This window comes from Pseudoxanthomonas mexicana (assembly GCF_001556105.1).
Taxonomy (GTDB): Bacteria; Pseudomonadota; Gammaproteobacteria; order Xanthomonadales; family Xanthomonadaceae; genus Pseudoxanthomonas_A; species Pseudoxanthomonas_A mexicana_A.
Genome location: NZ_LSIF01000074.1, coordinates 52,609 through 77,064, shown reverse-complemented (window position 1 = coordinate 77,064; position 24,456 = coordinate 52,609). Strand labels below are relative to the sequence as shown.

Sequence of the window (24,456 nt, the reverse complement as noted above, 5' to 3'; positions counted from 1 at the left end):
ACCCCAACCCTCTCCCCCGCAGGCGGGGGAGAGGGGGCATGGGTTTCCGTCGCGATGAAGCCATGCGATGCGTCCCGTCCCGGCACGTTTACTCCCTGCTTGTCGTCGATCATCGAATCCAGCTCTCTATCGCCACTGCCGTCGCCACTGCCGTTGCTGCTTCTGCCCCCTCTCCCCCGCCTGCGGGGGAGAGGGTTGGGGTGAGGGGGGCCTTCCCGCAATGCCCGCCAGATCACCTCCATCACCTCATCCGTCTGCCTCAGCGCCTCATGGTTCCAGAAGCGCACGACACGCAGACCGACCGACTCCAGATACCGCGTGCGCGCCGCATCCCTGGCCACAGCGTCGGCATGCTGCCCACCATCCAGCTCTACCACCAGCCCGCACTCCACGCAGATGAAGTCGACGATATAGCCACCGACCCGATGCTGGCGACGGAACTTGAATCCCGTCTGCTGGTTGCGCAGGCGCTCCCACAACCGGTGTTCCGCGTCTGTCGGCGCCTTGCGCATGCGCTTGGTGGGATCCATTGCGTTGTCCTCCTTGACGATGGCATCGGAGGCGATCCGTTCGCCCCCTCACCCCAGCCCTCTCCCCCGCAGGCGGGAGAGAGGGGGCGGGTCATGTCGCTTGATGTTGCTCCAGAAACGCCAGCAGCTGCGCTTCGTCCCAGATCTCGATGCCGAGCTCCTGCGCCTTGGCGAGCTTGGAACCCGCCGCTTCGCCCGCCACCACCAGGTGCGTCTTCTTCGACACGCTGCCGGCGATCTTGGCACCGAGGGCTTCGAGTTTCTCGCCGGCTTCGTCGCGACTCATCGCGGCCAGGCCGCCGGTGAGCACGACGGTCTTGCCGTCGAGCGGGCCGGCGGACACGTCGACGTCCTCCGGCGTGGTCGCCAGCAACTCCGCGAGTGCGGCGCCGCTGCGCGTGAGCAGCTGGGCGTTGGCCTCGTCCTCCAGCCACGCGGCGAAGGCATTGGCCGACTCGCTGGGCAGGCCGGCGGTGACGAAGTTGTGCGCAGGCGCATCCAGCAGCGCGTCCACCGACGGGAACGCCGCCGCCAGCTGGTCCGCGCGCACGCGGGTGACCTTCGGGATCTCGAGATCGACCAGCAGCGTGGCCAGGTCCAGCCCGGGGCGCAGCTTGCCCGACGGCGCATGCGTGTCGCCGATGACGACACCGCGTGCGAGCAAGTCGTCGATGGCCTGCTGGTTGCCGGGCTGGTCGAAGAAATGGCCGAGCGAACGCGCGACTTCGCCGCCGATGTCGGGCACGCGCTTGAACAGCGGCCACGGCAAGTGACGGATGCGCTGCAGGTCGCCGAACCACAGGGCCAGCGCCTTGGCGGTGCTCTCGCCGACATGCTGGATGCCGAGCGCGAACAGGAAGCGCTCCAGCATGGTGGTCCGGCTGCGGTCGATGGCCTCGATCAGGTTGTCCGCCCACTTGGTCGCCACCTTGCCAGCCTTGACGGTCTCCGGCGTGGTGCCGTCGCGTTCGTCGACGCGGCGCTTCATCTCCAGCAGGTCATCCAGCGTCAGCTTGTAGAGGTCGGCGACGGAGGCGAGATAGCCCAGGTCGGACAGGTCCTCGATGTAGCGGTCGCCCAGGCCTTCGATGTCCATCGCGCGGCGCGACGCGAAGTGGCGCAGCGATTCCTTGCGCTGGGCCGGGCAGCTCAGTTCGCCGGAGCAGCGCCAGACCGCCTCGCCTTCCTCGCGCACGATCTCGGCGCCGCACACCGGGCAATGCGTCGGCATCTGCCACGGCTGCGTGCCGTCGGGACGACGCTCGAGGATCACGCCGGCCACTTCCGGGATGACGTCGCCGGCCCGGCGCACGATGACGTGGTCGCCCACGCGCACGTCCAGTCGCGCGATCTGGTCGGCGTTGTGCAGCGTGGCATTGGTGACGACGACGCCGGCCACGTGCACCGGCGTCAGCCGCGCGACGGGGGTGGCCGCACCCGTGCGGCCGATCTGGATCTCGATGGCTTCGACGGTGGTCGCCTGTTCCTGCGCCGGGAACTTGTGCGCGATCGCCCAGCGTGGCGCGCGCGAGACGAAGCCCATCTCGCGCTGCCCGTCGCCATCGTCCAGCTTGTAGACCACGCCGTCGATGTCGAACGGCAAACCGTCGCGCGCGTCGCCGATGCGGCGGTAGTAGCCCAGCAGGCCGTCGGCACCGTCCACCACCTCGCTGAGGTCGCTGACCGGGAAGCCCCACGCGCGCAGCTGCGCCAGCGTGGCCGAATGCGTGTCCGGCAGCGCGCCGCCGTCCACCAGGCCGGTGCCGTAGGCGAAGAACGCCAGCGGCCGCTGCGCGGTGACGCGCGGATCCTTCTGCCGCAGCGACCCGGCGGCGCCGTTGCGCGGGTTGGCCAGCACCTTGCCGCCATGCAGGCGGGCGTGTTCGTTGTAGGCCTCGAACTCGGCACGCGGCAGGTACACCTCGCCACGCACTTCCAGCACCTGCGGCCAGCCCGCGCCGGTCAGCTGCGGTGGAATCACCGTGATCGTGCGCAGGTTGGCGGTGACGTCCTCGCCGGTCGCGCCGTCGCCGCGGGTGGCGCCCTGCACGAAGGCACCGCCCTCGTAGCGCAGGCTGATCGCCAGGCCGTCCAGCTTGGGCTCGGCGGAGAACGCCAGCGCCGGCCGCTTCAGCCTGTCGGCGATGCGGCGGACGAAGTCCTGCACTTCCTCGTCGCTGAAGGCGTTGCCCAGCGACAGCATGGGAATGGCGTGGCGGACTTCGGCGAACTTGCCGGCCGGCGCGCTGCCGACGCGCTGGGTGGGCGAATCGGCGGTAGCCAGCTCCGGGTGCGCGGCTTCCAGCTCATCCAGCTCGCGCAGCAGGCGGTCGTACTCGGCGTCCGGGATGCTGGGTTCGTCCAGCACGTGGTAGCGGTAGTTGGCGTCCTCCAGCTGGCGGCGGAGGTCGGCGATGCGGGCGGCGGGGGTTGGCGTCATGGGGGAATTCTAAGGCCGGCGAACGTGACAGGCGGTGCAGCGCCGGCCGTCCGGGGACGGTGGTTGACCTCGGGCGCGGGGACGCAGCGTGCCGACGGCGGGCAGATGGCGCTCGGAGCGCCATCGATCGGGCTCGGAATCCCATGCACGGGGCTCAGGTGCTCCATCGATGGCCCTTTTTGCTTGATCGATGGGGCTAGAAAAGCCATCGATGGCACTTTTCGCTCGATCGATGGCGCTCCGAAAGCCATCGCCGGGGCTCGGGAGCTCCATCGATGGAGCCCGGAACGCGATCGATGGCGACTTGAAAGCGATCGATGGAGCAAAAAGTGCCATCGATGGGATTCCGGGCCCGATCATTGGGATTCCGCGCCTTGCGGATGGGGCTCCGAGGGCCATCGATGGAGCTCGGAGCTCCATCTTCGGACGGATATGTGAGACGTCAGGCGTGGAACAGGTACAGCACGTCGTGTTCCATGCCGTGCAGCAGCGCGGCACGGTCTTCGTCGCGGCCCACCCGGCGACGCTCGCGGACCGTCACCGCTTCGTCCTCGATCCGACCACTGTAAAAGTGCAACAGCAGGCCAAGTTCGCCGACCTGCGCGGAGGCAAGGACGGCATCCACGAACGCGAGCCAGCGGGTCAGGTCATCGTTCGCGCGCCGGCGCTGGTCGCCATCCGCGGCCATCGCCTGTTCCCGCTTCTGCGCCATCGCGCGCGCGATCTTGTTCTCGCTCCAGCCCTTGCGTGCCAGCTTGCGGGCCATGTCCTCCCCGTCGTCGTCCCGCGGCCTGCGGCGCGCTCCGAGCGGTTCATCGCAATCGCAATGGCCGAGGGTGGTCAGGAAGTACGCGTCGCCCGCTGCGAGCTGCCGCGTCACCGACGGATTCGACAGCTTGAGAAACCGGCGACCGTGCGTCCGCGCCAACGCGTCCAGCGCCTCATGCGGCGCGGCGGCGGGAAGGACGGCGGTGACGAAACGACACATGGCGCGAGTCTACCCATGCGGTGTTACGGCATGCCCGCCCCGACGGTCATCCGCACCGGGATGCCGGCGGGGTCGAAGCCGTCGAGGCAGTAGACGTTGATGCCGTAGTAGTCCGGGGTGACGCGCTTGCGGTGGAACGGATAGATGCCGCAGACCGTGCAGAAGTGGTGGTGCGCGGTGTGCGTGTGGAACTGGTAGTCGGCCAGCGCGTCCGCGCCGGCCAGCAGGCGGAAGGCGCTCTCGTGCACCTTCACCATCAGCGCGTTCTTCTTGCGGCAGATCGAGCAGTCGCACTGCGTCAGCTCGGGAAAGTCAGTGTCGATCTCGAAGCGGATGGCGCCGCAATGACAGCTGCCGGTGTACGTCTGCAGGGGGCGGCTCATGCGTCGTTCCATTGCGCGAGGTGCAGCAACGCGCCCGCCGGGTCCCAGACGTAGGTCACCAGCGCGCCGTAGTCCTCCTGTTTCGGCGGCGCGACGCGGGCGTCACCGTAGGCACCGTTCGCCAGTACGGCGGCGATCTGCGCGTGGCAGGCGGCGGCATCGGCCACGGTGAGGTGCAGCATCGTGTTCTCCAGCCAGTCCTGCTGGTAGTAGCGCTGCAGGTAGAAGCGATGGTCGCCGTTGGCCATCAGCGCCAGCTGGTCGTCGAGATACTCGGTCGTCCAGCCGAGCGCTTCGTAGAAGGCCTTGGAGACCTCGAAGTCCTGGCTGCCGATGAAGGGACGGACGTCGGTGAGGTTGAGGTTGAGGTTGAGGTTGAGCTTGGTCATGGTGCAGTTCTCAAGACGCTGGCAGGAAGCGTATGACCTTCTGCTTCAACAGACGGATCAGGTCAGGATCCATGTACGCGTAGTCGTCGGGAATATCGAGGCAGATCACCCGCTTGCCGTCGAGATCGCGCTTGAACTTCGCCGACAGGCGATTGCGGTGCGCTTTCTCCATCACGAACACCGTGTCCGCCCACGCCAGCAGCTCGGGCGAAACCGGCACGTCGGCATCGTTGCCCAGGCCCGCGGATGCGGTCTCGATCCCCGGCCAATCGGCGAACACCTGCTCCGCCGTCGGGCTGCGCAGGCGGTTCTGGGTGCAGATGAAGAGGAGGTTGCGGGGCATGGCGGCAGTGTGCGGGATCGCGCGGTGGTGGGCCAAGGCCCACCCTACGTGGCGCAGCCGATATCTGCGTAGGGCGGGCTTTAGCCCGCCGTCGGGTCAATCGGGCTTACTGGATACGCGCAACGCCAGCCAGGTCCGGAAGACCAACAGGATGGCAAAAGCGAGTACCGCGACCTTGACGGTGAGCGATACCGGCGTCGCCGACGGAGCAAACACGGCCCATAGCGTGGCAGCCGCGAACAGGATCAGCACGACGAGCAGCAACCTCTTCGCGACGCGCTGCGAGAACGGGAATGCGATGGCAGGAGCCGACGCCACCAGGAACGCCACGCCGGCGAACACGACGCCCGCATGCCCTTCCACGACGTTGCCTGCTGCGAGCATCCAGAAGCTCACAAGACCCATCGACGCGAGATAAGCGCCGACTACTCCCACCAACAGCCTACGCACACTGGCCCGGTGTATCTCAGCCATGTCCTGCTTCCCCCGCTCTGTGCCTAAGGACCTGTGACTACCGCAGGATCTTCCCCATCGCCAGCGCATCCACCCGCTCGTCGAGGCAGTGCATTCGCAGTGCACACGTAGGATGGGTGGAGCCGGAGGCGATACCCATCATGAATCATTCACGCCATCCGCGATGGGTATCGCTTCGCTCAACCCATCCTACGGGCTTCGCTCAGCCCAACCTATGTGCTATCGGTCATGCGCGATGGCTATCGTCGCGCTCAACCAATCTTGCCACGCCAATCACTCGTGAATGATGCGCTCCAATGCATGCATGATCATTCGCGGCACTTCATGAAAGAGGCGATAGTCATCCTCATTTTCAAGGAAAAACTTCTCAAGATAAGGACTTCGTGCCCCCCCAATCAAAAGGTCTTCAAACTCAGTAACCACAAGCTTCTTCGCCGCTGGAGTTTTTGCAGATTGCAGCTTCAAAAGAAGCGCATTCCCTTCGTCGTAAATCCAAGGAGCGGTATCGCGAAGCAAACTTAGTCCGAATCGAACACCAAGGACGGGATTCTTTGAACCAAAAAGCATGTCCTCTAACATGCCCGGATGAAATCGCCTCTTTCGCCTGATCGGCCGCGCAGCTTCGCTCCGCTCGATTCTGGAGGGAAGATCCTGGAACATGATCTTGATTTCTTCAAACAGCTTTGCGGATGAATTCTCAACTTCATCCGCTTTCTGTCGTTTCGGCTGCGCAGCCATTCCTGACGCCGCGAGCTTCTTCAATATTTCTTCAACGTTGGTTTTGAATTTCCCAACTTGAAATCGAATCGTATCCCTATCGGGCTCAGAGCCGGGGATTCGATCTACCAGCTGGAATACCAACTTAGTAAGAGATTCCTCATCGTCCGCGCAATTCTGGAACTGAGCGAAAGGTCCAGTAGAGGCGTTCTTTAACTCAATTCCGAGGGCGACACCGAGAATGGGAGTATTGAGCTTCCCTTTCGCCATTCCAGCTTCAAAAAGAATCCACGGCCTATCAACACTTCTTTCGGTGAGCAGGCAAACCACGTCAGATGAAGACTGAATGTTCTTAATGATCTCCGGATACCACTCGATTCCGTACTCGATACCCTGATTGCCGCGCTTATCGGAGGTGCGAAAGGACTTCAGAACGCCAGCGCTAACACTTTTGAGCAAATTACTGAAAGCTTCTGCCAACTCCGCGTCACGTGTGTCATGACTAATAAAGACAAGGGGATTCAATGATCTAGCGAGCGGTGCCTCAACGCCATCCGTTTCGTTACTCAAGCAACTCTCCTTCTGCTTTAATCAAAGTCAACAGACTCGGGATTCGTTCTCTACCACCGCGGCGCCTTCGTCAGCGGCGGCGCCTCATGCTGGCGGTCATACGCACGGAGTTCTTCGCGGATGTGCTGGATGCGCTGGCGGCCGAGGGTGTTGCGGCTGTCGTCGAGGACCACGCCGCCCAGCAGTTCGGCCATGCGTTCGACGTTGGGGACCAGCTTCTCCCAGGCTTCCAGCGCGGTCATCGGCGCGGGCAGCGTGAGGAAGAACGCGATCGCCGGGGTTTCCAGCGCGCGGATGTTGGCCATGTCGAAACTGCCGGGCTGCATGATGTTGGCCATGCTGAAGACCGGGCCGCGTTCCGGGTGCCCTTCCACCAGCCGGTGGAAGACATTCATGTGGCCGAAGGTGAGGCCGGTCTTCTCGGCCGCGACCACGATGTCCTCGCCGCGCAGCACCTGCCCGGCCTTGGCCGCGACGTACAGCGAGACGATCTTGTCGAAATCCTGGCTGGGACGCTTGCCCAGGTCGCTTTCCACGCCCGCGATCGGCGTGCCGCCGGGCAGGCCGAGCTCGGGCTGGCTGACGCGTTCGCCGCTGTAGTCCTGCACCTGCTCGCTGGTGTCGTCACCGGCCAGGCTGGGTTCGATGCGCGAGGTATCGCGTTCGGCGGGTTCCAGCCGGCGGCCCTGGCTGGGTTTCTTGGGACGACCGAACAGGAAGATCGCGACCAGCAACAGCACGCCGGCGACGATGATTCCGATACGAAGCATGGCCATGTCGGACACAGGGGATTCTCCGGCAAGGTGGAATGAAAAGGTCAGGCGGCGCCAGCGAGGCGGGCGGCCTCTTCCAGGTCCACCGACACCAGCCGGCTGACACCGGGTTCCCGCATGGTAACGCCACTGAGCTGGTGTGCGGCTTCCATCGTGGCCTTGTTGTGCGACACGAACAGGAACTGCACCTTCTCGCTCATCTCCTTCACCATGGTGGTGAAGCGGCCCACGTTGGCTTCATCAAGCGGTGCGTCGACTTCGTCCAGCAGGCAGAACGGCGCGGGATTGAGCTGGAAGATGGCGAACACCAGCGCCACCGCGGTCATCGCCTTCTCACCGCCGGACAGCAGCGAGATGTTGGATACGCGCTTGCCGGGCGGTCGCGCCATGATCGCCACGCCGGTGTCGAGCAGGTCTTCGCCGGTGAGCTCCAGGTAGGCATGGCCGCCGCCGAACAGGCGCGGATACAGCTGCTGCACGCCGGCGTTGACGCGGTCGAAGGTGTCCTTGAAGCGGCCGCGGGTCTCGCGGTCGATCTTGCGGATGGCTTCTTCCAGCGTTTCCAGCGCGGTGGTGAGGTCGACATTCTGCGCGTCCAGGTACTCCGATCGCTGGCTGGCTTCGCCGTACTCGTGGATGGCGGCCAGGTTGACCGGCTCCAGCCGGCGCATGCGGCCGTCGATCTGGGTGACGGCCTGCTCCCATTCGCGGACATCGGCAACCTCGGGCAGCGTGTTGATGACGTCCTCGAGCACGAAGCCGCCGGCGACGACGCCTTCGGACAGCTGCTCGGCCTTCAGCGCGAGCGCCTGCTGGTCGAGCTTGCGCTGCGAGATGCGCTCGCGCTGGGCGAGCGATTGCTCGTCGCGCTGCTGGCGGGTCTGTTCGTACTGGCGCAGCTCATTGTCGATGCCTTCCAGCAGCGAGCGCGCTTCGGCCAGCTGGCGATCGGCGGTGACGCGGTGTTCCAGCGCGGCCTGGCGCTGGGTTTCCAGCTCCTGCACCGGCGAATCGCCTTCGCTCAGCTGCAGGGTAAGTTCTTCCAGGCGCGAATCGAGGTGGCCGCGCTGGCCGCCCATGCGGTCCAGGGCCTGGCTCAGCGAGACGATCTGCGTGCGCTGCGATTCCAGCGTCAGCGCCAGCGCATGGGCGGTGTCGCGCGAGGTGCGGGCGGCTTCGCGGGCCTGGTCGCGGGCGTCGACCAGCTGGCGGCGCTCGCCTTCCAGTGACTGCCGGTTCGATTCCAGGTCGCCCATGCGGGTGACCGCGTCTTCCAGCTTGCTGCGCGCTTCGCGGGCCTGCTCGCGGCTGGTGTCCAGCGTCTCGACCAGTTGGGTGAGCTCGCCGTCGATGCGTTCCAGGCGGGTGCGGGTGGCATCCACCTTGCCCTGCTGGCTCTGCAACTGGCCGGCCAGTTCGGACACGCCGCGATGCGCCATGTACAGCGTGCGCTGGGCGTCTTCGCGCTGCTGCTCGGCGGCGAGCAACTGGTCGCGCAGGCTGGCCAGGCGCTCTTCGAGCTCGGCTTCGCGCGCCTGCAGGGTTTCGATTTCGCCGCGCAGCGACTGGATCTCGCGCTCGCGCAGCAACGCACCCTGCTTGGCCGCGCCGGAGCGCAGCACGCGCACCCAGCCGGCGCCGAGACGTTCGCCGTTGCGGGTGATGACGGAATCGCCATCACCGAGCTGCGACTGCAGGCGACGGGCTTCGCCGAGATCCTCGGCCGTATGCAGACGGGCCAGCAGGCGACGGATCGCCGCGGGACCCTGCACCTTCGCGGCCAGCGAGGTCGGTGCGAACGCGACGTCGCTGCGGTCGTCCGATACCAGCGCGATGCGGCCATCGCCGAGTTCGCCCAGCGCGTCGACCAGCGCTTCCGGTGCATCGACCAGCACGCCTTCGATCAGTTGGCCAAGCGCGCCTTCGACGGCGTTTTCCCAGCCCGGCTCGACGGTCAGCTTCTCGCCGACGCGCGAGGCGTTGTCGAGGCCACGCGCCTTCAGCCAGCTCATTGCGGCGCCCTGCTCCTGGCCCAGCGCCGCGTGCTGCAGCGTTTCCAGCGAGGACAGGCGACCGCGGGCTTCCTGAGCGCGCTTGCGCACGTCGGACAGCTCGGTCTGGGTGCCGCGCTGCTGTTCCTGCACGTCAGAGGCGCCCTGCTTGCGCGCCTCGACCTGCTCGGTCAGCGTCTCCAGCGATTCCTTCTGGGTGTCGTGCTGCAGCTGCAACTGCTCGAATGCGGACGCCAGCGCCTCCAGGTCCAGGCCCAGGCGCTCGGCGGCCAGTACCTCGCGGCGACGGTCGGCTTCCAGCGACTGGCGGTCGAGGTAGTCGACGCGGGTGCGTTCGACGTCGCCGGCGCGCGAGGCCTCGGCGGAATCGCGGCTGTGGGTTTCCCAGCGCTGCTGCCAGTCGGACAGCAGGGTTTCGGCTTCGCGCAGCGCGTCCTGGCGGAATACGTCGTCCTCGCGCAGCTGTTCGAGCTGGGGTTCGGCATCGGCGACGGAATCGCGCAACACGTTGAGGCGGGTCTCGTCGCCGCTGATGTGCTGGCCGAGTTCCTGCAAGGCGTTGTGGGCTTCGTCGCGCGCGCGCTTCAGGCGGTCGCCGAGCTCGCGCTGGTGCTGGATCTGCTGTTCGACGCGGGCCAGCGTGCTGCCGACCTGGTAGACCTCGCCCTGCGCCTTGTTGAGGCTGTCGGCGGCTTCCTCGCGGCGTACGCGGTCGGTTTCCAGCAGGCGCTCGGCTTCGCGCTGTTCGGCGATCAGCTGCTGAAGCTTGGTCTCTTCCTGCGACAGCGCCTCGCGCAGGCCCTGCAACTTGCCGTCCAGGCCGCGGTACTCCAGCGCCTTCCACTCGGCGTCCTTGACCCGGCGCTCTTCCTGCAGCGCCTTGTACTGCTCGGCCTGCTTGGCCTGGCGCTTGAGGTGTTCGAGCTGCTTGCCGATCTCCTCGCGCAGGTCGTTGAGGCGGTCGAGGTTCTCGCGGGTGTGGCGGATGCGGGTTTCGGTTTCCTTGCGGCGCTCCTTGTACTTGGAGATGCCGGCGGCTTCTTCCAGGTACACGCGCAGGTCTTCCGGGCGCGCCTCGATGATCTGGCTGATCATGCCCTGCTCGATGATCGAGTAGCTGCGCGGGCCCAGACCGGTGCCGAGGAACAGGTCGGTGATGTCGCGGCGGCGGCACTTGGTGCCGTTGAGGTAGTAGTTGCTCTGGCCGTCGCGGCTGACCAGGCGCCGGACCGAGATTTCGTTGAAGGCGGCGAACTCGCCGCTGATGGTGTGGTCGCTGTTGTCGAAGATCAGTTCGACCGAGGCCTGCGACACCGGCTTGCGTGCAGCGGAGCCGGAGAAGATCACGTCGGTCAGCGAGTCGCCGCGCAGGCGGCTGGCCGAACTTTCGCCCATCACCCAGCGCACGGCGTCGATGATGTTCGACTTGCCGCAGCCGTTCGGACCGACCACGCCGGTCATGTTGGTCGGCAGGTGCAGCACGGTAGGATCGACGAACGACTTGAAGCCGGACAACTTGATGGTGGAAAGGCGCATGCGGCGGTGTCTTCCGGGCACCGCGACCGGACCGGTCCGACGCGCTGCCGCAAGTGTGAAGTGGGATCAGCTTCGATTGCCAATGCATTGATTTACATGGCAATCAGGCCTGCCGTCTGGCACGCCAACGAATGAGTATAGCCGCCCCCGCCACGGGATGCCCGGGCCCGCGGACGCCGTACGCCAAGGGGTTGCCGGCGTACGGAGAAGGCCCGTGCCTGTTAGCATCGCGGGCGGCTTCACCCCCCTCCCTCACATATCAACGGTCCCCACTCCGTGTCTCTTTTTGCATCCGTCGAACTGGTGCCCGGCGACCCCATCCTGGGGTTGACCGAGGCTTACAACGCCGATCCCCGCACCCAGAAGGTCAACCTGGGCGTCGGCATCTACTACGACGAACAGGGCCGCATTCCCCTGCTCGACTGCGTCCGCCAGGTGGAACAGGCGCTCGCCGCCGCCGGCAAACCGCGCGGCTACCTGCCGATCGACGGCCTGGCCGCCTATGACGCGGCCACCCGCGAGCTGGTGTTCGGCAAGGAGTCCGAGCTCGTTGCGGCCGGCCGCGTGGCGACCACCCAGACCGTCGGCGGCAGCGGTGCGCTGCGCGTCGGCGCCGACCTGCTGAAGAAGCTGCTGCCGCATGCCACCATCGCGATCAGCAACCCGAGCTGGGAAAACCACCGCGCGGTGTTCGGCGCGGCCGGCTTCGACATCGTCGACTACACCTACTTCGACGCCGCCACGCACGACCTGGACTTCGCCGGCATGCTCGCCGACCTGGGCCAGCTGAAGCCGGGCACCGTCGTGCTGCTGCACGCCTGCTGCCACAACCCCACCGGCGCCGACCTGACCGTCGAGCAATGGAAGCAGGTCGCGGCGCTGATGAAGGACCGCGGCCTGTTCCCCTTCATCGACATGGCCTACCAGGGCTTCGACCAGGGCATCGCCGAGGATGGCGCCGCCGTGCGCATCGTCGCCGAGGCCGGCATCGACAGCTTCATCGTCGCCAACTCGTACTCCAAGTCGTTCTCGCTGTACGGCGAGCGCGTCGGCGCGCTGTCGGTGGTCGGTCCGGACGCCGCGGCGACCAAGGCCGTGCAGTCGCAGGTCAAGCGCATCATCCGCACCATCTATTCCAGCCCGTCCACGCACGGTGCGGCGCTGGTGGCCGGCGTGCTGGCCAGCGGCGAGCTGCGCGCGCTGTGGGAAAGCGAGCTGGGCGGCATGCGCGAACGCATCCACGCCCTGCGTGCCGGCCTGGTGGACCAGCTGGCCGCCCTCGGTGCGCCGGAGTTCGCCTTCATCCAGCAGCAGGCCGGCATGTTCTCGTACTCCGGCCTGAGCAAGGCGCAGGTGGACCGGCTGCGCGACGAGTTCGGCATCTATGCGGTCGGCACCGGCCGCATCTGCGTGGCCGCGCTGAACCAGCAGAACCTGGCCTACGTGGCGGAGGCGGTGCGTACGGTCAGCCGCGGCTGACCAACGTTCCGACCGTGGCGAAGAAGGGAGGCCTCGGCCTCCCTTCCTTGTTTCCGCACACCGCGACGGTCAGCCCAGGCGCAGGCCGCTGTCCGGGTCGAAGCAATGCAGCACGGCGTTCTCGACAGTGACGCGCAGGCCCTGCCCCGGCTCCGGCAGGATCTGCGGCGGCATGCGCGCCACCAGCGGCTGGTCGATGAAGCGCAGGTTGACGAAGACTTCGTTGCCGACCGGTTCGACCAGGTCGACGTGCGCTTCGAATGCAGCCCTGCCGATACCGGCCGGCTGCAGATGTTCCGGACGGATGCCCAGCGCGATGCGCCGTCCCATCCACGCATCGGCGATGGGCGCATGGCCCAGTGGAATCCGCCCGCCACCATCCAGCGCCAGGTGCAGCCCTTCCTCCTGCCGCAGCGTGCCATGCAGCACGTTCATCGCCGGGCTGCCGAGGAAGCCGGCGACGAACAGGTTGGCCGGCTTCTCGTACAGCGCCATCGGCGTGTCGATCTGCTGGATCTCGCCGTCCTTCAGCACCACGATGCGCTGGCCCAGCGTCATCGCCTCGACCTGGTCGTGGGTCACGTAGATCATGGTCGCGCCGAGCTGGCGATGCAGGCGGCCGATCTCCGTGCGCACGGAATGGCGCAGCTTGGCGTCGAGGTTCGACAGCGGCTCGTCGAGCAGGAACACCGACGGCTCGCGAACCAGCGCGCGGCCCAGCGCCACGCGCTGGCGTTGTCCACCGGACATCTCGCGCGGCAGCTTGCCCAGCATGTGGGTCATGCCCAGCGTTTCCGCCGCCGCGTTGACGCGCTGGTCGATCTCCGCGCGCGGCACGCCGCGCAGCTTCAGCCCGAAGGCAAGGTTCTCCGCCACCGTCATGTGCGGATACAGCGCATAGCTCTGGAACACCATCGCGATGTCCCGGTCCTTCGGCGCCACGTCGTTGACGCGGCGGTCGCCGATCAGCAGGTTGCCCTCGGAAATCTCTTCCAGCCCGGCGATCATCCGCAGCAACGTGGACTTGCCGCAGCCGGACGGACCGACCAGCACCATGAGCTCGCCGTCGGCGATCTCGAAACTGGCCCCGTGCACGGCCACCTGGCCGTTGTCGTACACCTTGCGCACGCGGTCGAGTTGGACGCTGGCCATCATTGCTCCGGTCGGGCGGCGCCCGTGGTTGTTCGCTGCGGCCCGGCCCTCCCGGGTGCAGGCATGCCCTTGCAGGCGATGCGCTCGGCTTCCCGTTCCGTGGTCGGGGGAAGGTGCGCTATTCTGCCATGTAACCGTTTTCACGACACAAGCAGGTGTTACCGGCGTCGGCTGGCTCGCACGCGTGCGTCGCGCCGTCCATGCCAGTCCCGCCGCATCGCGTGCGCGCTTGCGGCAACCACCTGTTCCGGAATGACGGATACGTATGCGGATGGCGCATGCACTGGCGCAGGTGCGCGCTATCATGCGCCGCCCACGCAACGTGGCCCCCTCACGGCAGCACAGGATCGACCAGGCGAATGCAGCGGACCCGTTTTGGAAGCCACCCCGCATCGAACAGGATGTTTGCCGCATGAGCAACGCCGATCGCGTCCTCCTCGCCGACATCGGCGGCACCAATGCGCGCTTCGCGCTCGCCGATACGTCGGCCTCCGTGCCGCTGCTGGACGACAGCGTGCGCGAGTTCGTGGTCGCCGATTTCCCGTCGCTCGCGGACGCCGCACAGCACTACCTGGATGAAACGGGCGCGACCGCGCAGAACGGGGTGTTCGCCGTCGCCGGCCGCGTCGATGGCGATGAGGCCCGCATCACCAACCACCCGTGGGTGATCTCGGTGAACCGCACGCGGCAGGCGCTGGGTTTCCAGGGACTGAAGCTGGCGAACGACTTCGCCGCGCAGGCGATGGCGGTGTCGCTGCTGACGCCGAAGGATGTGGTGGCGATCGGTGGCGCGCAGTGGCGTCCCACGCCGCTCAGCGAACCGCGCACCTACGCCGTCATCGGCCCGGGCACAGGCCTGGGCGTGGCCGCACTGATCATCCGCGACGGACGCGCCTATCCGCTGGAAACCGAAGGCGGACACGTCAGTTTCCCGCCCGGTACGCCGGAAGAGATCCGCATCCTCGACATCCTGTCCGCGCAGTTCGGCCGCGTGTCGAACGAACGGCTGATCTGCGGGCCCGGCCTGGTCAACCTGTATCGCGCGCTCAGCGAGATCGCCGGCGAGGATCCCGGTGGCCCGATCGAACCCAAGGACGTCACCGCGCGTGCGGCAGCGGGCGATCCGCGCTGCGTGCGCACGCTGGATGTGTTCTGCGCGGTGTTCGGCGCGATCGCCGGTGACCTCGTGCTCACCACCGGTGCGTGGGATGGCGTGTTCCTCACCGGTGGATTGGTGCCGAAACTGCTCACTTCGCTGCAGCATTCCGGTTTCCGCCAGCGCTTCGAACACAAGGGCCGCTTCTCGCCGGCGATGGGTCGCGTGCCGACGCTCGCGAACATCCACCCGCGTCCCGGCCTGCTCGGTGCGGCGGCGTATGCGGTCGAACTGTTCGGACCGAAACATCCCGCGCACGCCTGAGGTTTTGCGCAGATGCGCGCTGCAACGCAACACGTGCAGCGCCACGACACACCGACTGGTCTGATTTTGGTCGCTTTCGCGCACGCGGCAAAGGCGGTAGAAAGCAGCATGCCGTCGCCGTCGTTCACCGCCCTTCCCCTCCATGCGATGGAGTTGCAGGAAGGCTGCGCCCCACGGCCCTTCTTCGCCACGCCATGCAGAATGACACCGTCTGCAGCCTAGCCCTACGCCCATGAGCCTGCACCCCCGCATCCAGGAAGTCACCGAACGCATCCGCCAGCGCAGCGCACCGTTGCGACGCGTCTATCTCGACGGCATCGACGCCGTCCACCGCGACGGTCCGCAACGCTCGCGCCTGAGCTGCGGCAACCTCGCGCACGCGTTCGCCGCGTGCGGTCCGACCGACAAGGGCCGGCTGCGCGCCGACGTGACGCCGAACCTCGGCATCATCAACGCGTACAACGACATGCTGTCGGCGCACCAGCCGTTCGAGCATTACCCGGAGATCATCCGCCAGGTCGCGCGCGATCTCGGCGCCACCGCGCAGGTCGCCGGCGGTGTGCCGGCGATGTGCGACGGCGTGACGCAGGGACGCCCCGGCATGGAGCTGTCGCTGTTCTCGCGCGACGTCATCGCGCAGGCCACGGCGATCTCGCTGAGCCACGACATGTTCGACGCCGCGCTCTACCTGGGCGTGTGCGACAAGATCGTGCCGGGCCTGCTGATGGGCGCGCTGGCCTTCGGCCACCTGCCGGCGGTGTTCGTGCCGGCCGGGCCGATGTCCCCGGGCATTCCGAACAAGGAGAAGGCCGCGGTACGCGAGCGCTACGCGGCCGGCGAAGCCACGCGCGAGGAACTGCTTGAAGCCGAAGCGGCCAGCTACCACGCCGCCGGCACCTGCACGTTCTACGGCACCGCCAATTCCAACCAGGTGCTGCTGGAAGCGATGGGCCTGCAGTTGCCCGGCACTTCGTTCGTCAATCCCGACCAGCCACTGCGCGATGTGCTGACGCGTGCCGCCGCCGAGCGCGCCCTGGCGATCACCGCGCTGGGCGACGACTACCGCCCGATCGGCCGGCTGATCGACGAGCGCGCCATCGTCAACGCGATGGCCGCGCTGATGGCCACCGGCGGTTCGACCAACCACACCATCCACTGGATCGCGGTGGCGCGCTCGGCCGGCATCGTGCTGACGTGGGATGACATGGACGTGCTCTCGCAGACCGTGCCGCTGCTCGCGCGCGTGTATCCGAACGGCGAGGCCGACGTGAACCGTTTCGCCGCCGCCGGTGGCACGCAGTTCGTGTTCCGCGAACTGCTCGATGCCGGTCTGATGCACGACATCACCACCATCGTGCCCGGCGGCCTGCGCGCGTTCTGCGACGAACCACGCCTGCAGGACGGCAAGCTCGCCTACGCACCCGGCATCGCGCAGAGCGCCGACGAGGAAGTGGCGCGTCCGGTGTCGCGCGCGTTCGAGGCACAGGGCGGCCTGCGCCTGCTGCGTGGCAACCTGGGCCGTTCGCTGATCAAGACCTCGGCGGTGAAGCAGGAATACCGCTTCATCGAAGCGCCGGCCGTCGTCGTCGACGACCCGCGCGCGCTCAACAAGCTGCACGCCGCCGGTGCGCTGCCGCACGATTTCATCGCCGTGGTGCGCTACCAGGGGCCGCGCGCGAACGGCATGCCGGAGCTGCACTCGCTCGCCCCACTGCTCGGCCTGCTGCAGAACCAGGGCCGCCGCGTGGCGCTGGTCACTGATGGTCGCCTGTCCGGCGCATCGGGCAAGATTCCCGCCGCCATTCACCTGACCCCCGAAGCCGCGCGTGGCGGTCCGCTGGCGAAATTGCGCGAGGGCGACATCATCCGCCTCGACGCCGAAGCCGGCACGCTCGAAGCGCTGGTCGATGCAGACACGTGGGCGGCACGCGAGATCGCACCGAACACCTCGCCCGCCGCGCTGGATCTGGGCCGCAACCTGTTCGCGGTCAGCCGCGACGTGGTGACGCCCGCCGACCGTGGCGCGATGTCGATCTCCTGCGGCCTGCCGTACCACGACGGCACCTGGGAATACGATGCCGAGTACGAACTGGGCGATGCCGCGCATGCTGCAGAAGCGCCGCACGAAGCCAAGGATGCGTGATTGTTTCCTTCTCCCCTCGGGAGAAGGTGCCCGAAGGGCGGATGAGGGGCGAGCGTCATGCAAGTGATGAACTATCCTGACCTTCGTCGCCCCTCACCCCAACCCCTCTCCCGATGGGAGAGGGGCTTAACTCATCTGATCGATACCCCATGACCATCGAAGCCCGCCAGCAGAAAGCCGAATCCCTCCTCCGCGCCGCCGGCATCCTGCCGGTCGTCACCGTGCATACGCTGGACGAAGCTCGCAAGGTCTCCGAGGCGCTGCTGAAAGGCGGCCTGCCCGCGATCGAGCTGACCCTGCGCACGCCAGTGGCGATGGAAGCGCTGGCGATGCTGAAGAAGGAACTGCCGGACATCGTGATCGGCGCCGGCACGGTGCTGACCACCGAGCAGATGAAGCAGTCCATCGATGCGGGCGCGGACTTCCTGGTCACGCCGGGCACGCCGCCCGCGCTGGCAGACGCATTGGCCGCCGCCGACATTCCGGTGGTGCCGGGCGCCGCTACACCGACCGAACTGCTGGCGCTGATGGCGCGCGGCTTCCGTGTCTGCAAGCTGTTCCCCGCCACTGCGGTCGGCGGCCTTGCAATGCTGAAGGGCTTGGCCGGCCCGATGTCCGAGCTGAAGATCTGCCCCACCGGCGGCATCACCGAAGACACCGCGGCCGACTACCTGTCGCAGCCGAACGTCGTCTGTATCGGCGGCTCGTGGATGGTGCCGAAGGGCTGGCTCGAGAACGGCGAGTGGGACAAGGTCACCGAGAGCTCGGCCAAGGCGGCGGGCATCGTGCAGCGCGTACGCGGCGGCTGACCCGCGAAACGCACTACTCACAGGAATACATGAAAAATGCGCCGGGATTACCCGGCGCTTTTTCGTTGCATCACCGGGCGCCGATGACGACCTTCGCCGGCAGCGTGGTGATGCGCAGCTCGCCGTTCGTCCACTGCGCCGGCTTGCCGTTGACACGTGTCTCGCCGGGCGCGTCCTTGTACGGCCACGGCAACACCAGGCCACCGGGCGGCAGCTTCAACCCGCTCTTCGCCTCCAGCACGACGTTGCCGTCGGTCTTGCGCAGCGAATAGCCAAGCACGCCGTTCGGGGTTCGCAGGCCGTCGATGGCGATGCCCTCGCCGTCCAGCCACGTCGCCGGCACGCCGGCGGCCAGCACCAGGCTGTCGTCGAGTTCGCGCGAATACGCGAACATGTCCAATGCCGAGCGCACGAAATCCGAGGCCACCCACGCATGCGGCAGGTCGCCGACGAAGAACGGCTTGCGCGGTGTGCGGGAGACCACTTCCGCCCATTGGTTCCAGGGCTGCGGCGCGCGGTCCTTGAAGAAGAAGTCCAGCACGTCCCAAGCGCGTTCACGCCAGCCCAGCCGCACGAACGCCGCCACGTTGCGCCATTCGTAGGGTGTGTAGTCCTTCCATTCGCGCTTGCCGTCGCGGCGCTGCACGAACTCGGTCCAGTACCGCTCGAACGTGCCGTTCAACAGGTCCGCCGGCAGCGTGCCCTGCTCGCCGCCCGGCGCCAGCGCGATAGTCGTGGAGGTGGGATCGAAGTCGCCGATCTCCGCCGCACCGGGCAGATAGCCGATGCCGTGCAGCTTGGTCGCCGCCTGCAACGAGGCGTAGAGGTCGTCGCGGAACTGGTCGCGCGAGGCGGCCATGCGCTTCGACTCCGCCGTGTGGCCGAGTGCGTCGGCCACTTCGACCGCATCCTTGTAGCCGCGCAGCGCCCAGAAGTTGTCCCAGTACGAATGCATCGGCTTGGCCGAATAGCCTTCGTGGCTGATCGACGCCGGCATCATGCCGTAGAACGCCGCATTGACCGCGCGGTTGGCCTCGGTGCGCTCGCTGAGGCGCAGCTCCTCCATATAGCCGAACGCGCCCTGCACGTGCGGCCACATCCTGCGCAGGAAGGCCTTGTCGCCGGTATAGCGGTAGTACTCGGCGATGTTGAAGATCAGTTCGCCATGACTATCGTTCTCCGGCACCGGATCACTGCCGCGGTCGTCGACGCAGCACGGCACCTTGCCGTTCTTGAACTGGTACGGCGCGTACCACTCGACGTAGTCCTTCACCACTTCCGGGCGACCGAGGCGCAGCAGGCCTTCCGAGATCATCGCGCCGTCGCGGATCCAGCTGCGCGAGTACGAACGCGTGCCCGGCTGCAGGCGCGGGCCGATGCGCGAGATCAGCATGTGCGCCAGCGCGGTGCGCAGCGTGTCGGCGACCGCCTGGCCTTCGGCCGGTACTTGCAGCTTCATCTCGCCGAGTTTGCCGCGCCACATCGCCGCGGTGGCCTGCTGGTCGCGCGTCGCATCGATGCGCGCAGGTAGTGACCCTTCCAGCGGCGCGACCCAATCGATGTCGCGAGCCTCGCCGGGCGCCAGCGTGATCCGGTACAGCACGGCGGCGGAGGCGAGTCCGGTCGACTCGCCGGCCACCTGCACGGCTGTCCCGTCGACGGCGTCGTCCATCGTCGCCAATCGCTCGCGTACCAGCCCCTCGTCGAAGCGCGATGCCAGCGCCGCATCCGGCGTGGCGAAGCGCAGGCTGGCGCGGCCGTTCACGCTGACCACGCCGTCGCGGATCGCCAGGTCGTTGATCGGACTGAAGCCGCCGGTCGTATTGAGAAACTGGCTGGGCGGATTCACCTGCCAGGGCTGCACGGCCAGCGCCAGCACGTACTCGCGCGGGGCCTTGCCGGTGTTGGTCAGCCGGTGTCGCGCGACCACGCGCGAGTCGCCGGGCTTGCCGGCCGCGAAGGCGGTGGTCGTCAGCGCAAAGTCGGCGTGCTGCCATGCCACGCTCGGGATCGGCAGGTAACCGTCCTGCAGCGACTGTGTCGCCTGCACGTCCGACCAGCCGATCCAGCGTCCGTCGACCTGCACGAACGGTTCGATACTGACGCCGCCCTTGGCGATCTCGATGGCGCCGTCTTCGCCGATCAGGCCCTGCTCACGCCCGCCGTCGAGGCCGACGATGGTCCAGTACGGCTGTTCGCCGCTGAAGCCGCGCGGGAACCAGCCCGTCGGCGACTCCGCCGCCATCGCCTTGATCAGGTCGTTGGGATGCGCGGCGAAGGCCAGCGGCTTCACTTCCAGCCCGGCCAGCGCGAACGAACGCTGCGGGCCGTCACCGAGGGTGAGTCGCACGTAGCGCGCTTCGGATTCGGGCAGCGCGAGATAGTCGTTGCCACCGTTGCCGTCGACCACCGTGCGTGCATCCCGCCAGCGCACGCCGTCGTCCGACAGTTGCACCAGGTAGTCGGATGCGTGCTGGCCAGGCTTCCAGCGCAGCACCAGGCCGCCGAACTCGCGTACCTTGCCAAGGTCCAGCGTCAGTTGCGGATCCTTCTCGCCATGCAGGTCGGCGGACCATGCCGTATCCGCATTGCCGTCGACGGCCAATGCCGCGGCGCCAGCCGGGAACGCGACGGAGGCACTGGCCTTGCCCGTCAGCGGCGCGCCGTCGTCGACCGGCAACGGCTGGAACGTCAGCTGGTCGAAGCAGACCGAACCTTTGCCACCCGCGTTGTTGTAGACAGTGAATTCGAGCTTGGCGCTCGTGCGCAGCGTACGGTCCGGATCGGGCCCCCACGCCTTGTCGATGTGGCGCTGCTTGTAGCGCACCGGCGTCCACGCCGTCGGGTACTCGTACTTCGGCCGGTTGACCCACCACACGTTGTCGCCGCTCGCGTCGATGACCTTGAACTGCAGGTCGTTGCGGGGCGAATCGCCGCGCAGCTGGAACCCGAACTGGTAGTTCGCCGGATACGCCAGCGACAGATCGCGCTGAATACCGGCATGGCCGGACACGCCGTTGAAGTCGTAGTCCAGGCACATCGCCTTGCCATCCACGCCATCGATGAGGCGCAGCGCGCCACTGACCTGGTTGGAGGTGACCACGCGCCACGTCGATGCGTCATCGAACGCATCCAGCACGCGGACCGGTTCGGCCAGCGCGGTGCCGGCAAACGGAAGCAGCACCACCCCGGCCATCAGGCGGGTCAAGGACAACACCATGTTTTCGTCTCCGGCAACGGACCGCAGCGCGAGGACTCAGCCCTTCACGCTGCCCAGCAACAGGCCCTGGATGTAATAGCGCTGCAGCACGAGGAACAGCAGCAGCACCGGCAGGATGGTGACGACCGAGCCGGCCATCATCAGTTCGTAATCCATCACGTGTTCGCGCGACAGGCCCGCGAGTGCGACCGGCAGCGTCTGCAGCGCATCGTCGCTCAGCACGATCAGCGGCCACATGAAATCGTTCCAGGCGCCGAGGAAGCTGAAGATCGCCAGCGTCACCAGTATGGGCTTCAACCCCGGCAACACGATCTGGAAGAAGATGCGCGCCTCGCTGGCGCCGTCGATGCGCGCGGCCTCGAGCAGTTCGTCCGGGATCGAGCGTGCGTACTGGCGCACCAGGAAGATGCCGAAGATCGCCGCCATGCCCGGCACGATGGCACCGGCATAGGTGTTCACCAAGCCCATCTGCTTGAGCAGCAGGAACAGCGGCATCATCGCCACCTGCGCCGGGATCACCAGCGCCGCCAGCAGTGCGCGGAAGGTGCGGTCGCGGCCCTTGAAGCGCAGCTTCGCGAAGGCGTAGCCCGCCATCGTGTTGAACAGCAGCGACAGCAGCATGACGCTGGTCGACACGATGAAGCTGTTCAGCAGGTAACGCCCCATGCCGGCACGGACGAACAGCTCGCGGTAGTTGTCCAGCGTGGGCGCGGACGGCAACAGCGGCGGCGGGAAATGGCCGGCCTCGCCCGTCTGCATGAAAGACACCGAGAGCATCCACAGCAGCGGCCCGAGGCTGACCACGGCCAGCGCAACCAGCAGCGCATTGACGACAAAGGCGGCGAGGCGTTGGTTCATTCCACGCCCCGCTTGCGCGCGAACCACAGCAGGCCGCTGGTCACGACCGTCATCAGCAGGAACAGCAGGAAGGCCACCGCGGATGCATTGCCGAGGTTCCACCACTTGAAGCCTTCTTCGTACATCAGGTACAGCACGCTCTTGGTGCTCTCCAGCGGGCCGCCCTGCGTCATCACGTAGGGCTCGGCGAACAGTTGGAAGTAGCCGGCCATCGTAAGGATGCCGACCAGCAGCAGTACCGGCCCCAGCTGCGGCAGGGTGACGTGGCGAAACTGCGCCCATCGCGAAGCGCCGTCGATGCGCGCGGCTTCGTAGAGGTCTTCCGGAATGCTCTGCAGGCCGGCAAGGAAGATGATCATGTTGTAGCCGAAGTTCTTCCAGACCGCGAACAGGATGATCGTCGGCATCGCCCACGTGGGATCGCCCAGCCAGTCGATCGGATCGATGCCGACCCACGACAGGCCCCAGTTCACCAGGCCGTACCTGGTGTGGAACAGGTAGCGCCAGATCACCGCCACCGCGACCACCGTGGTCACCACCGGCGCGAAGAACGCGGTGCGGAAGAACCCCTTGAAGCGGCCGAGCTTGGAGTGCAGCAGCAACGCCGCACCGAGCGACAGCGCCACCGACAGCGGCACGCCGACCACGACGAAGTACACCGTGTTGCCCAGCGACTTCCAGAACATCGGGTTCTGCAGCAGGCCGAGGTAGTTGTCGATGCCGACGAAGCGCAGGTTGCCGATGTCGGCCAGCGCATAGATGTCGAAGTCGGTCAGGCTGAGCGCCAGTGCGGCCAGCACGGGCAGTCCGAAGAACACCACGATGACCGTCAGCGCGGGCGCCGCGAACAGCCAGCCGGCAAGCGAGTGCGTCGATCTCATGGCGCGGCACCCGGCTTGGCCGCCTGCTCCAGCATCCAGCGGCGCTTCTCGAGGATGCGGTCGGCTCGCCGGTCGAGTTCCTCGGCCGCCTGGTCGACCGTCAGCCGGCCATTGGCGACCTGTTCGCCGACCAGTCGCATCTCGGTCGCGATGCGCTCCCACTCCGGCACCTTCGGCGTGGAGACGGCGCGTTCGAGTTGCTCGCGGAATGCCTTGGCATACGGATCGTTCGCCAGTGCGGGCGTCAGCCAGGGCGAACGGCGCGGCGGCAGGTCGCCGGTCAGCGCGTGGAACTCGGCCTGCACCGCCGGCGAGGACAGCCAGGCGATCAGTTGCCAGGCGGCGTCCTTGTTCGGCGAATCCTTGAACACGACGAAGCTGGTGCCGTTGGCCAGCGATGCACCGGGGCCGTTCGGGCCCGGCAGCGGCATCGTCATCCAGTCCTTCTGCTGCGCGGCCGGCAGGCGCTCCTTGAACTTGGCGATGTTCCAGGGGCCGGAGATGTAGAACGAATAGAAGCCCTTGCCGAACTCGTCCCACACATTGGAGATCTGGTTGTTGGTGACGACCGGCGCCCACTGCCGGTCGAACATCTCCTTGTAGAAACCCAGCGACTGCCGGAAGCCTTCGCTGCGGAAATTGCCGTAGCGTCCGTCCTCGCGCAGCAGTGGCTCCGGCTGCTGGATCGCCAGGCTCAGCAGCGGTTCGAATTCGTTGAGCGGCAGCAGGATCGCGTAGTTGCCCTGCCCTGCGACCTGCTTGACCTCGCGCATCGCGACCCGCCACTCGTTCCAGCTGGCAGGCAAGGTCTTCACGCCCGCCTTGGCGAGCATGTCGCGACGGTAGAACGGCAGACGCGTTTCGACGTACCACGGCACCGCGTAGGCACGGCCTTCGATCACACCCGTATCCCAGACACCGGGGAAGAAATCCGCCTGGTCGAAGCCCGGCGTGGCCGCGATCTCGTCGTCCAGCGGTTCGAGCGCATCCAGCGCCGCGAACTCCGGGATCCACGTATTGCCGATCGGGCTCACGTCCGGCAACGATTCGCCCGCGAACGCCGTCAGCAGTTTTTCATGCGCGGACAGCCACGGGACGATCTGCAGGTCCACCCGGATATCGGGGTGCTGGCGTTCGAACTCGGGCAACAGCTTCGCGACGATCTCGCCTTCATAGCCCATCACCCAGAACCGCACCACGGTGCGCTCTTCCTGTGTACGTGCGCAGCCGGCCACCAGCACGAGCGCGACGATCAGGATCGCAAGGGAACAGCAGCGCACCAGGGCCCTCCTTCCACCGGAGAAGACCCTGATGCGTGCCGGAGAGACCCTGGCTGGCG

19 protein-coding genes are annotated in these 24,456 nt (G+C 66.9%); 4 read left to right on the top strand and 15 right to left on the bottom strand.

What is annotated here, in order from left to right; translation table 11 throughout:
• From AX730_RS19515 to smc, 10 genes are all read right to left on the bottom strand, one after another.
• The coding region (locus tag AX730_RS19515; protein ID WP_157074255.1) for an endonuclease domain-containing protein at window positions 1-530 on the bottom strand (530 nt) is incomplete at its 3' end.
• Between the two features lie 91 nt (window positions 531-621).
• Window positions 622-2,970: an NAD-dependent DNA ligase LigA gene (ligA, locus tag AX730_RS13720; protein WP_062357432.1), complete on the bottom strand. Its 2,349-nt coding sequence runs from the start codon at window positions 2,968-2,970 to the stop codon at window positions 622-624.
• Between the two features lie 442 nt (window positions 2,971-3,412).
• Window positions 3,413-3,958 (bottom strand): hypothetical protein, encoded by a 546-nt coding sequence (locus AX730_RS13715; protein ID WP_062357430.1) that lies wholly within the window; start codon window positions 3,956-3,958, stop codon window positions 3,413-3,415.
• Between the two features lie 23 nt (window positions 3,959-3,981).
• Window positions 3,982-4,341 carry a GFA family protein gene (locus AX730_RS13710; RefSeq protein ID WP_198147205.1) on the bottom strand — a complete coding sequence of 120 codons (360 nt, stop codon included), beginning with the start codon at window positions 4,339-4,341 and terminating at the stop codon, window positions 3,982-3,984.
• Window positions 4,338-4,730 carry a VOC family protein gene (locus tag AX730_RS13705; RefSeq protein ID WP_062357429.1) on the bottom strand — a complete coding sequence of 131 codons (393 nt, stop codon included), beginning with the start codon at window positions 4,728-4,730 and terminating at the stop codon, window positions 4,338-4,340. The genes AX730_RS13710 and AX730_RS13705 overlap by 4 nt, the downstream gene beginning before the upstream one ends.
• Window positions 4,731-4,740: 10 nt before the next feature.
• A complete protein-coding gene (locus AX730_RS13700) occupies window positions 4,741-5,073 on the bottom strand; it encodes a low molecular weight protein tyrosine phosphatase family protein (protein WP_062357427.1) in 333 nt (110 codons plus the stop codon).
• A gap of 96 nt (window positions 5,074-5,169) precedes the next feature.
• The gene (locus AX730_RS13695) at window positions 5,170-5,547 is read right to left on the bottom strand and encodes a hypothetical protein (protein ID WP_157074254.1); all 378 of its coding nucleotides are present in this window, start codon (window positions 5,545-5,547) and stop codon (window positions 5,170-5,172) included.
• Window positions 5,548-5,820: 273 nt separating this feature from the next.
• Window positions 5,821-6,834, bottom strand: a complete 1,014-nt coding sequence (locus tag AX730_RS13690) for a toll/interleukin-1 receptor domain-containing protein (protein WP_198147204.1) — start codon at window positions 6,832-6,834, stop codon at window positions 5,821-5,823.
• 50 nt (window positions 6,835-6,884) lie between these two features.
• The gene (zipA, locus tag AX730_RS13685; protein ID WP_062357421.1) at window positions 6,885-7,619 is read right to left on the bottom strand and encodes a cell division protein ZipA; all 735 of its coding nucleotides are present in this window, start codon (window positions 7,617-7,619) and stop codon (window positions 6,885-6,887) included.
• 32 nt (window positions 7,620-7,651) lie between these two features.
• Window positions 7,652-11,155, bottom strand: a complete 3,504-nt coding sequence (smc, locus tag AX730_RS13680) for a chromosome segregation protein SMC (RefSeq protein WP_062357419.1) — start codon at window positions 11,153-11,155, stop codon at window positions 7,652-7,654.
• 276 nt (window positions 11,156-11,431) lie between these two features.
• Here smc and AX730_RS13675 point away from each other — a divergent pair, with 276 nt between their 5' ends.
• Window positions 11,432-12,634 carry an amino acid aminotransferase gene (locus AX730_RS13675; RefSeq protein WP_062357417.1) on the top strand — a complete coding sequence of 401 codons (1,203 nt, stop codon included), beginning with the start codon at window positions 11,432-11,434 and terminating at the stop codon, window positions 12,632-12,634.
• Window positions 12,635-12,703: 69 nt separating this feature from the next.
• Here AX730_RS13675 and AX730_RS13670 read toward each other — a convergent pair whose 3' ends face one another.
• Window positions 12,704-13,786, bottom strand: a complete 1,083-nt coding sequence (locus AX730_RS13670; RefSeq protein ID WP_062357446.1) for an ABC transporter ATP-binding protein — start codon at window positions 13,784-13,786, stop codon at window positions 12,704-12,706.
• 412 nt (window positions 13,787-14,198) lie between these two features.
• Between AX730_RS13670 and glk the strand changes: the two genes are divergently transcribed.
• The 3 genes from glk to AX730_RS13655 all read left to right on the top strand — a co-directional run bounded on the left by glk (window position 14,199) and on the right by AX730_RS13655 (window position 18,158).
• Window positions 14,199-15,206 (top strand): glucokinase, encoded by a 1,008-nt coding sequence (gene glk, locus AX730_RS13665; RefSeq protein WP_062357445.1) that lies wholly within the window; start codon window positions 14,199-14,201, stop codon window positions 15,204-15,206.
• Between the two features lie 232 nt (window positions 15,207-15,438).
• Complete coding sequence (gene edd, locus AX730_RS13660; RefSeq protein WP_062357415.1) at window positions 15,439-17,349, top strand: phosphogluconate dehydratase; 1,911 nt, start codon at window positions 15,439-15,441, stop codon at window positions 17,347-17,349.
• Between the two features lie 149 nt (window positions 17,350-17,498).
• A complete protein-coding gene (locus AX730_RS13655; protein ID WP_062357413.1) occupies window positions 17,499-18,158 on the top strand; it encodes a bifunctional 4-hydroxy-2-oxoglutarate aldolase/2-dehydro-3-deoxy-phosphogluconate aldolase in 660 nt (219 codons plus the stop codon).
• Window positions 18,159-18,228: 70 nt separating this feature from the next.
• Here AX730_RS13655 and AX730_RS13650 read toward each other — a convergent pair whose 3' ends face one another.
• Genes AX730_RS13650 through AX730_RS13635 form a run of 4 tightly spaced genes read right to left on the bottom strand, consistent with a single transcriptional unit; the run spans window position 18,229 to window position 24,397 of the window.
• Window positions 18,229-21,354 (bottom strand): discoidin domain-containing protein, encoded by a 3,126-nt coding sequence (locus tag AX730_RS13650; protein ID WP_062357444.1) that lies wholly within the window; start codon window positions 21,352-21,354, stop codon window positions 18,229-18,231.
• A gap of 60 nt (window positions 21,355-21,414) precedes the next feature.
• The gene (locus AX730_RS13645) at window positions 21,415-22,236 is read right to left on the bottom strand and encodes a carbohydrate ABC transporter permease (protein WP_062357411.1); all 822 of its coding nucleotides are present in this window, start codon (window positions 22,234-22,236) and stop codon (window positions 21,415-21,417) included.
• Window positions 22,233-23,117, bottom strand: coding sequence for a carbohydrate ABC transporter permease (locus AX730_RS13640; protein WP_062357410.1), 885 nt, complete (start codon window positions 23,115-23,117; stop codon window positions 22,233-22,235). The genes AX730_RS13645 and AX730_RS13640 overlap by 4 nt, the downstream gene beginning before the upstream one ends.
• Window positions 23,114-24,397, bottom strand: a complete 1,284-nt coding sequence (locus AX730_RS13635) for a sugar ABC transporter substrate-binding protein (RefSeq protein WP_062357408.1) — start codon at window positions 24,395-24,397, stop codon at window positions 23,114-23,116. Before AX730_RS13635 ends, AX730_RS13640 begins: the two co-directional genes overlap by 4 nt.
• Window positions 24,398-24,456 lie beyond the last annotated feature (59 nt).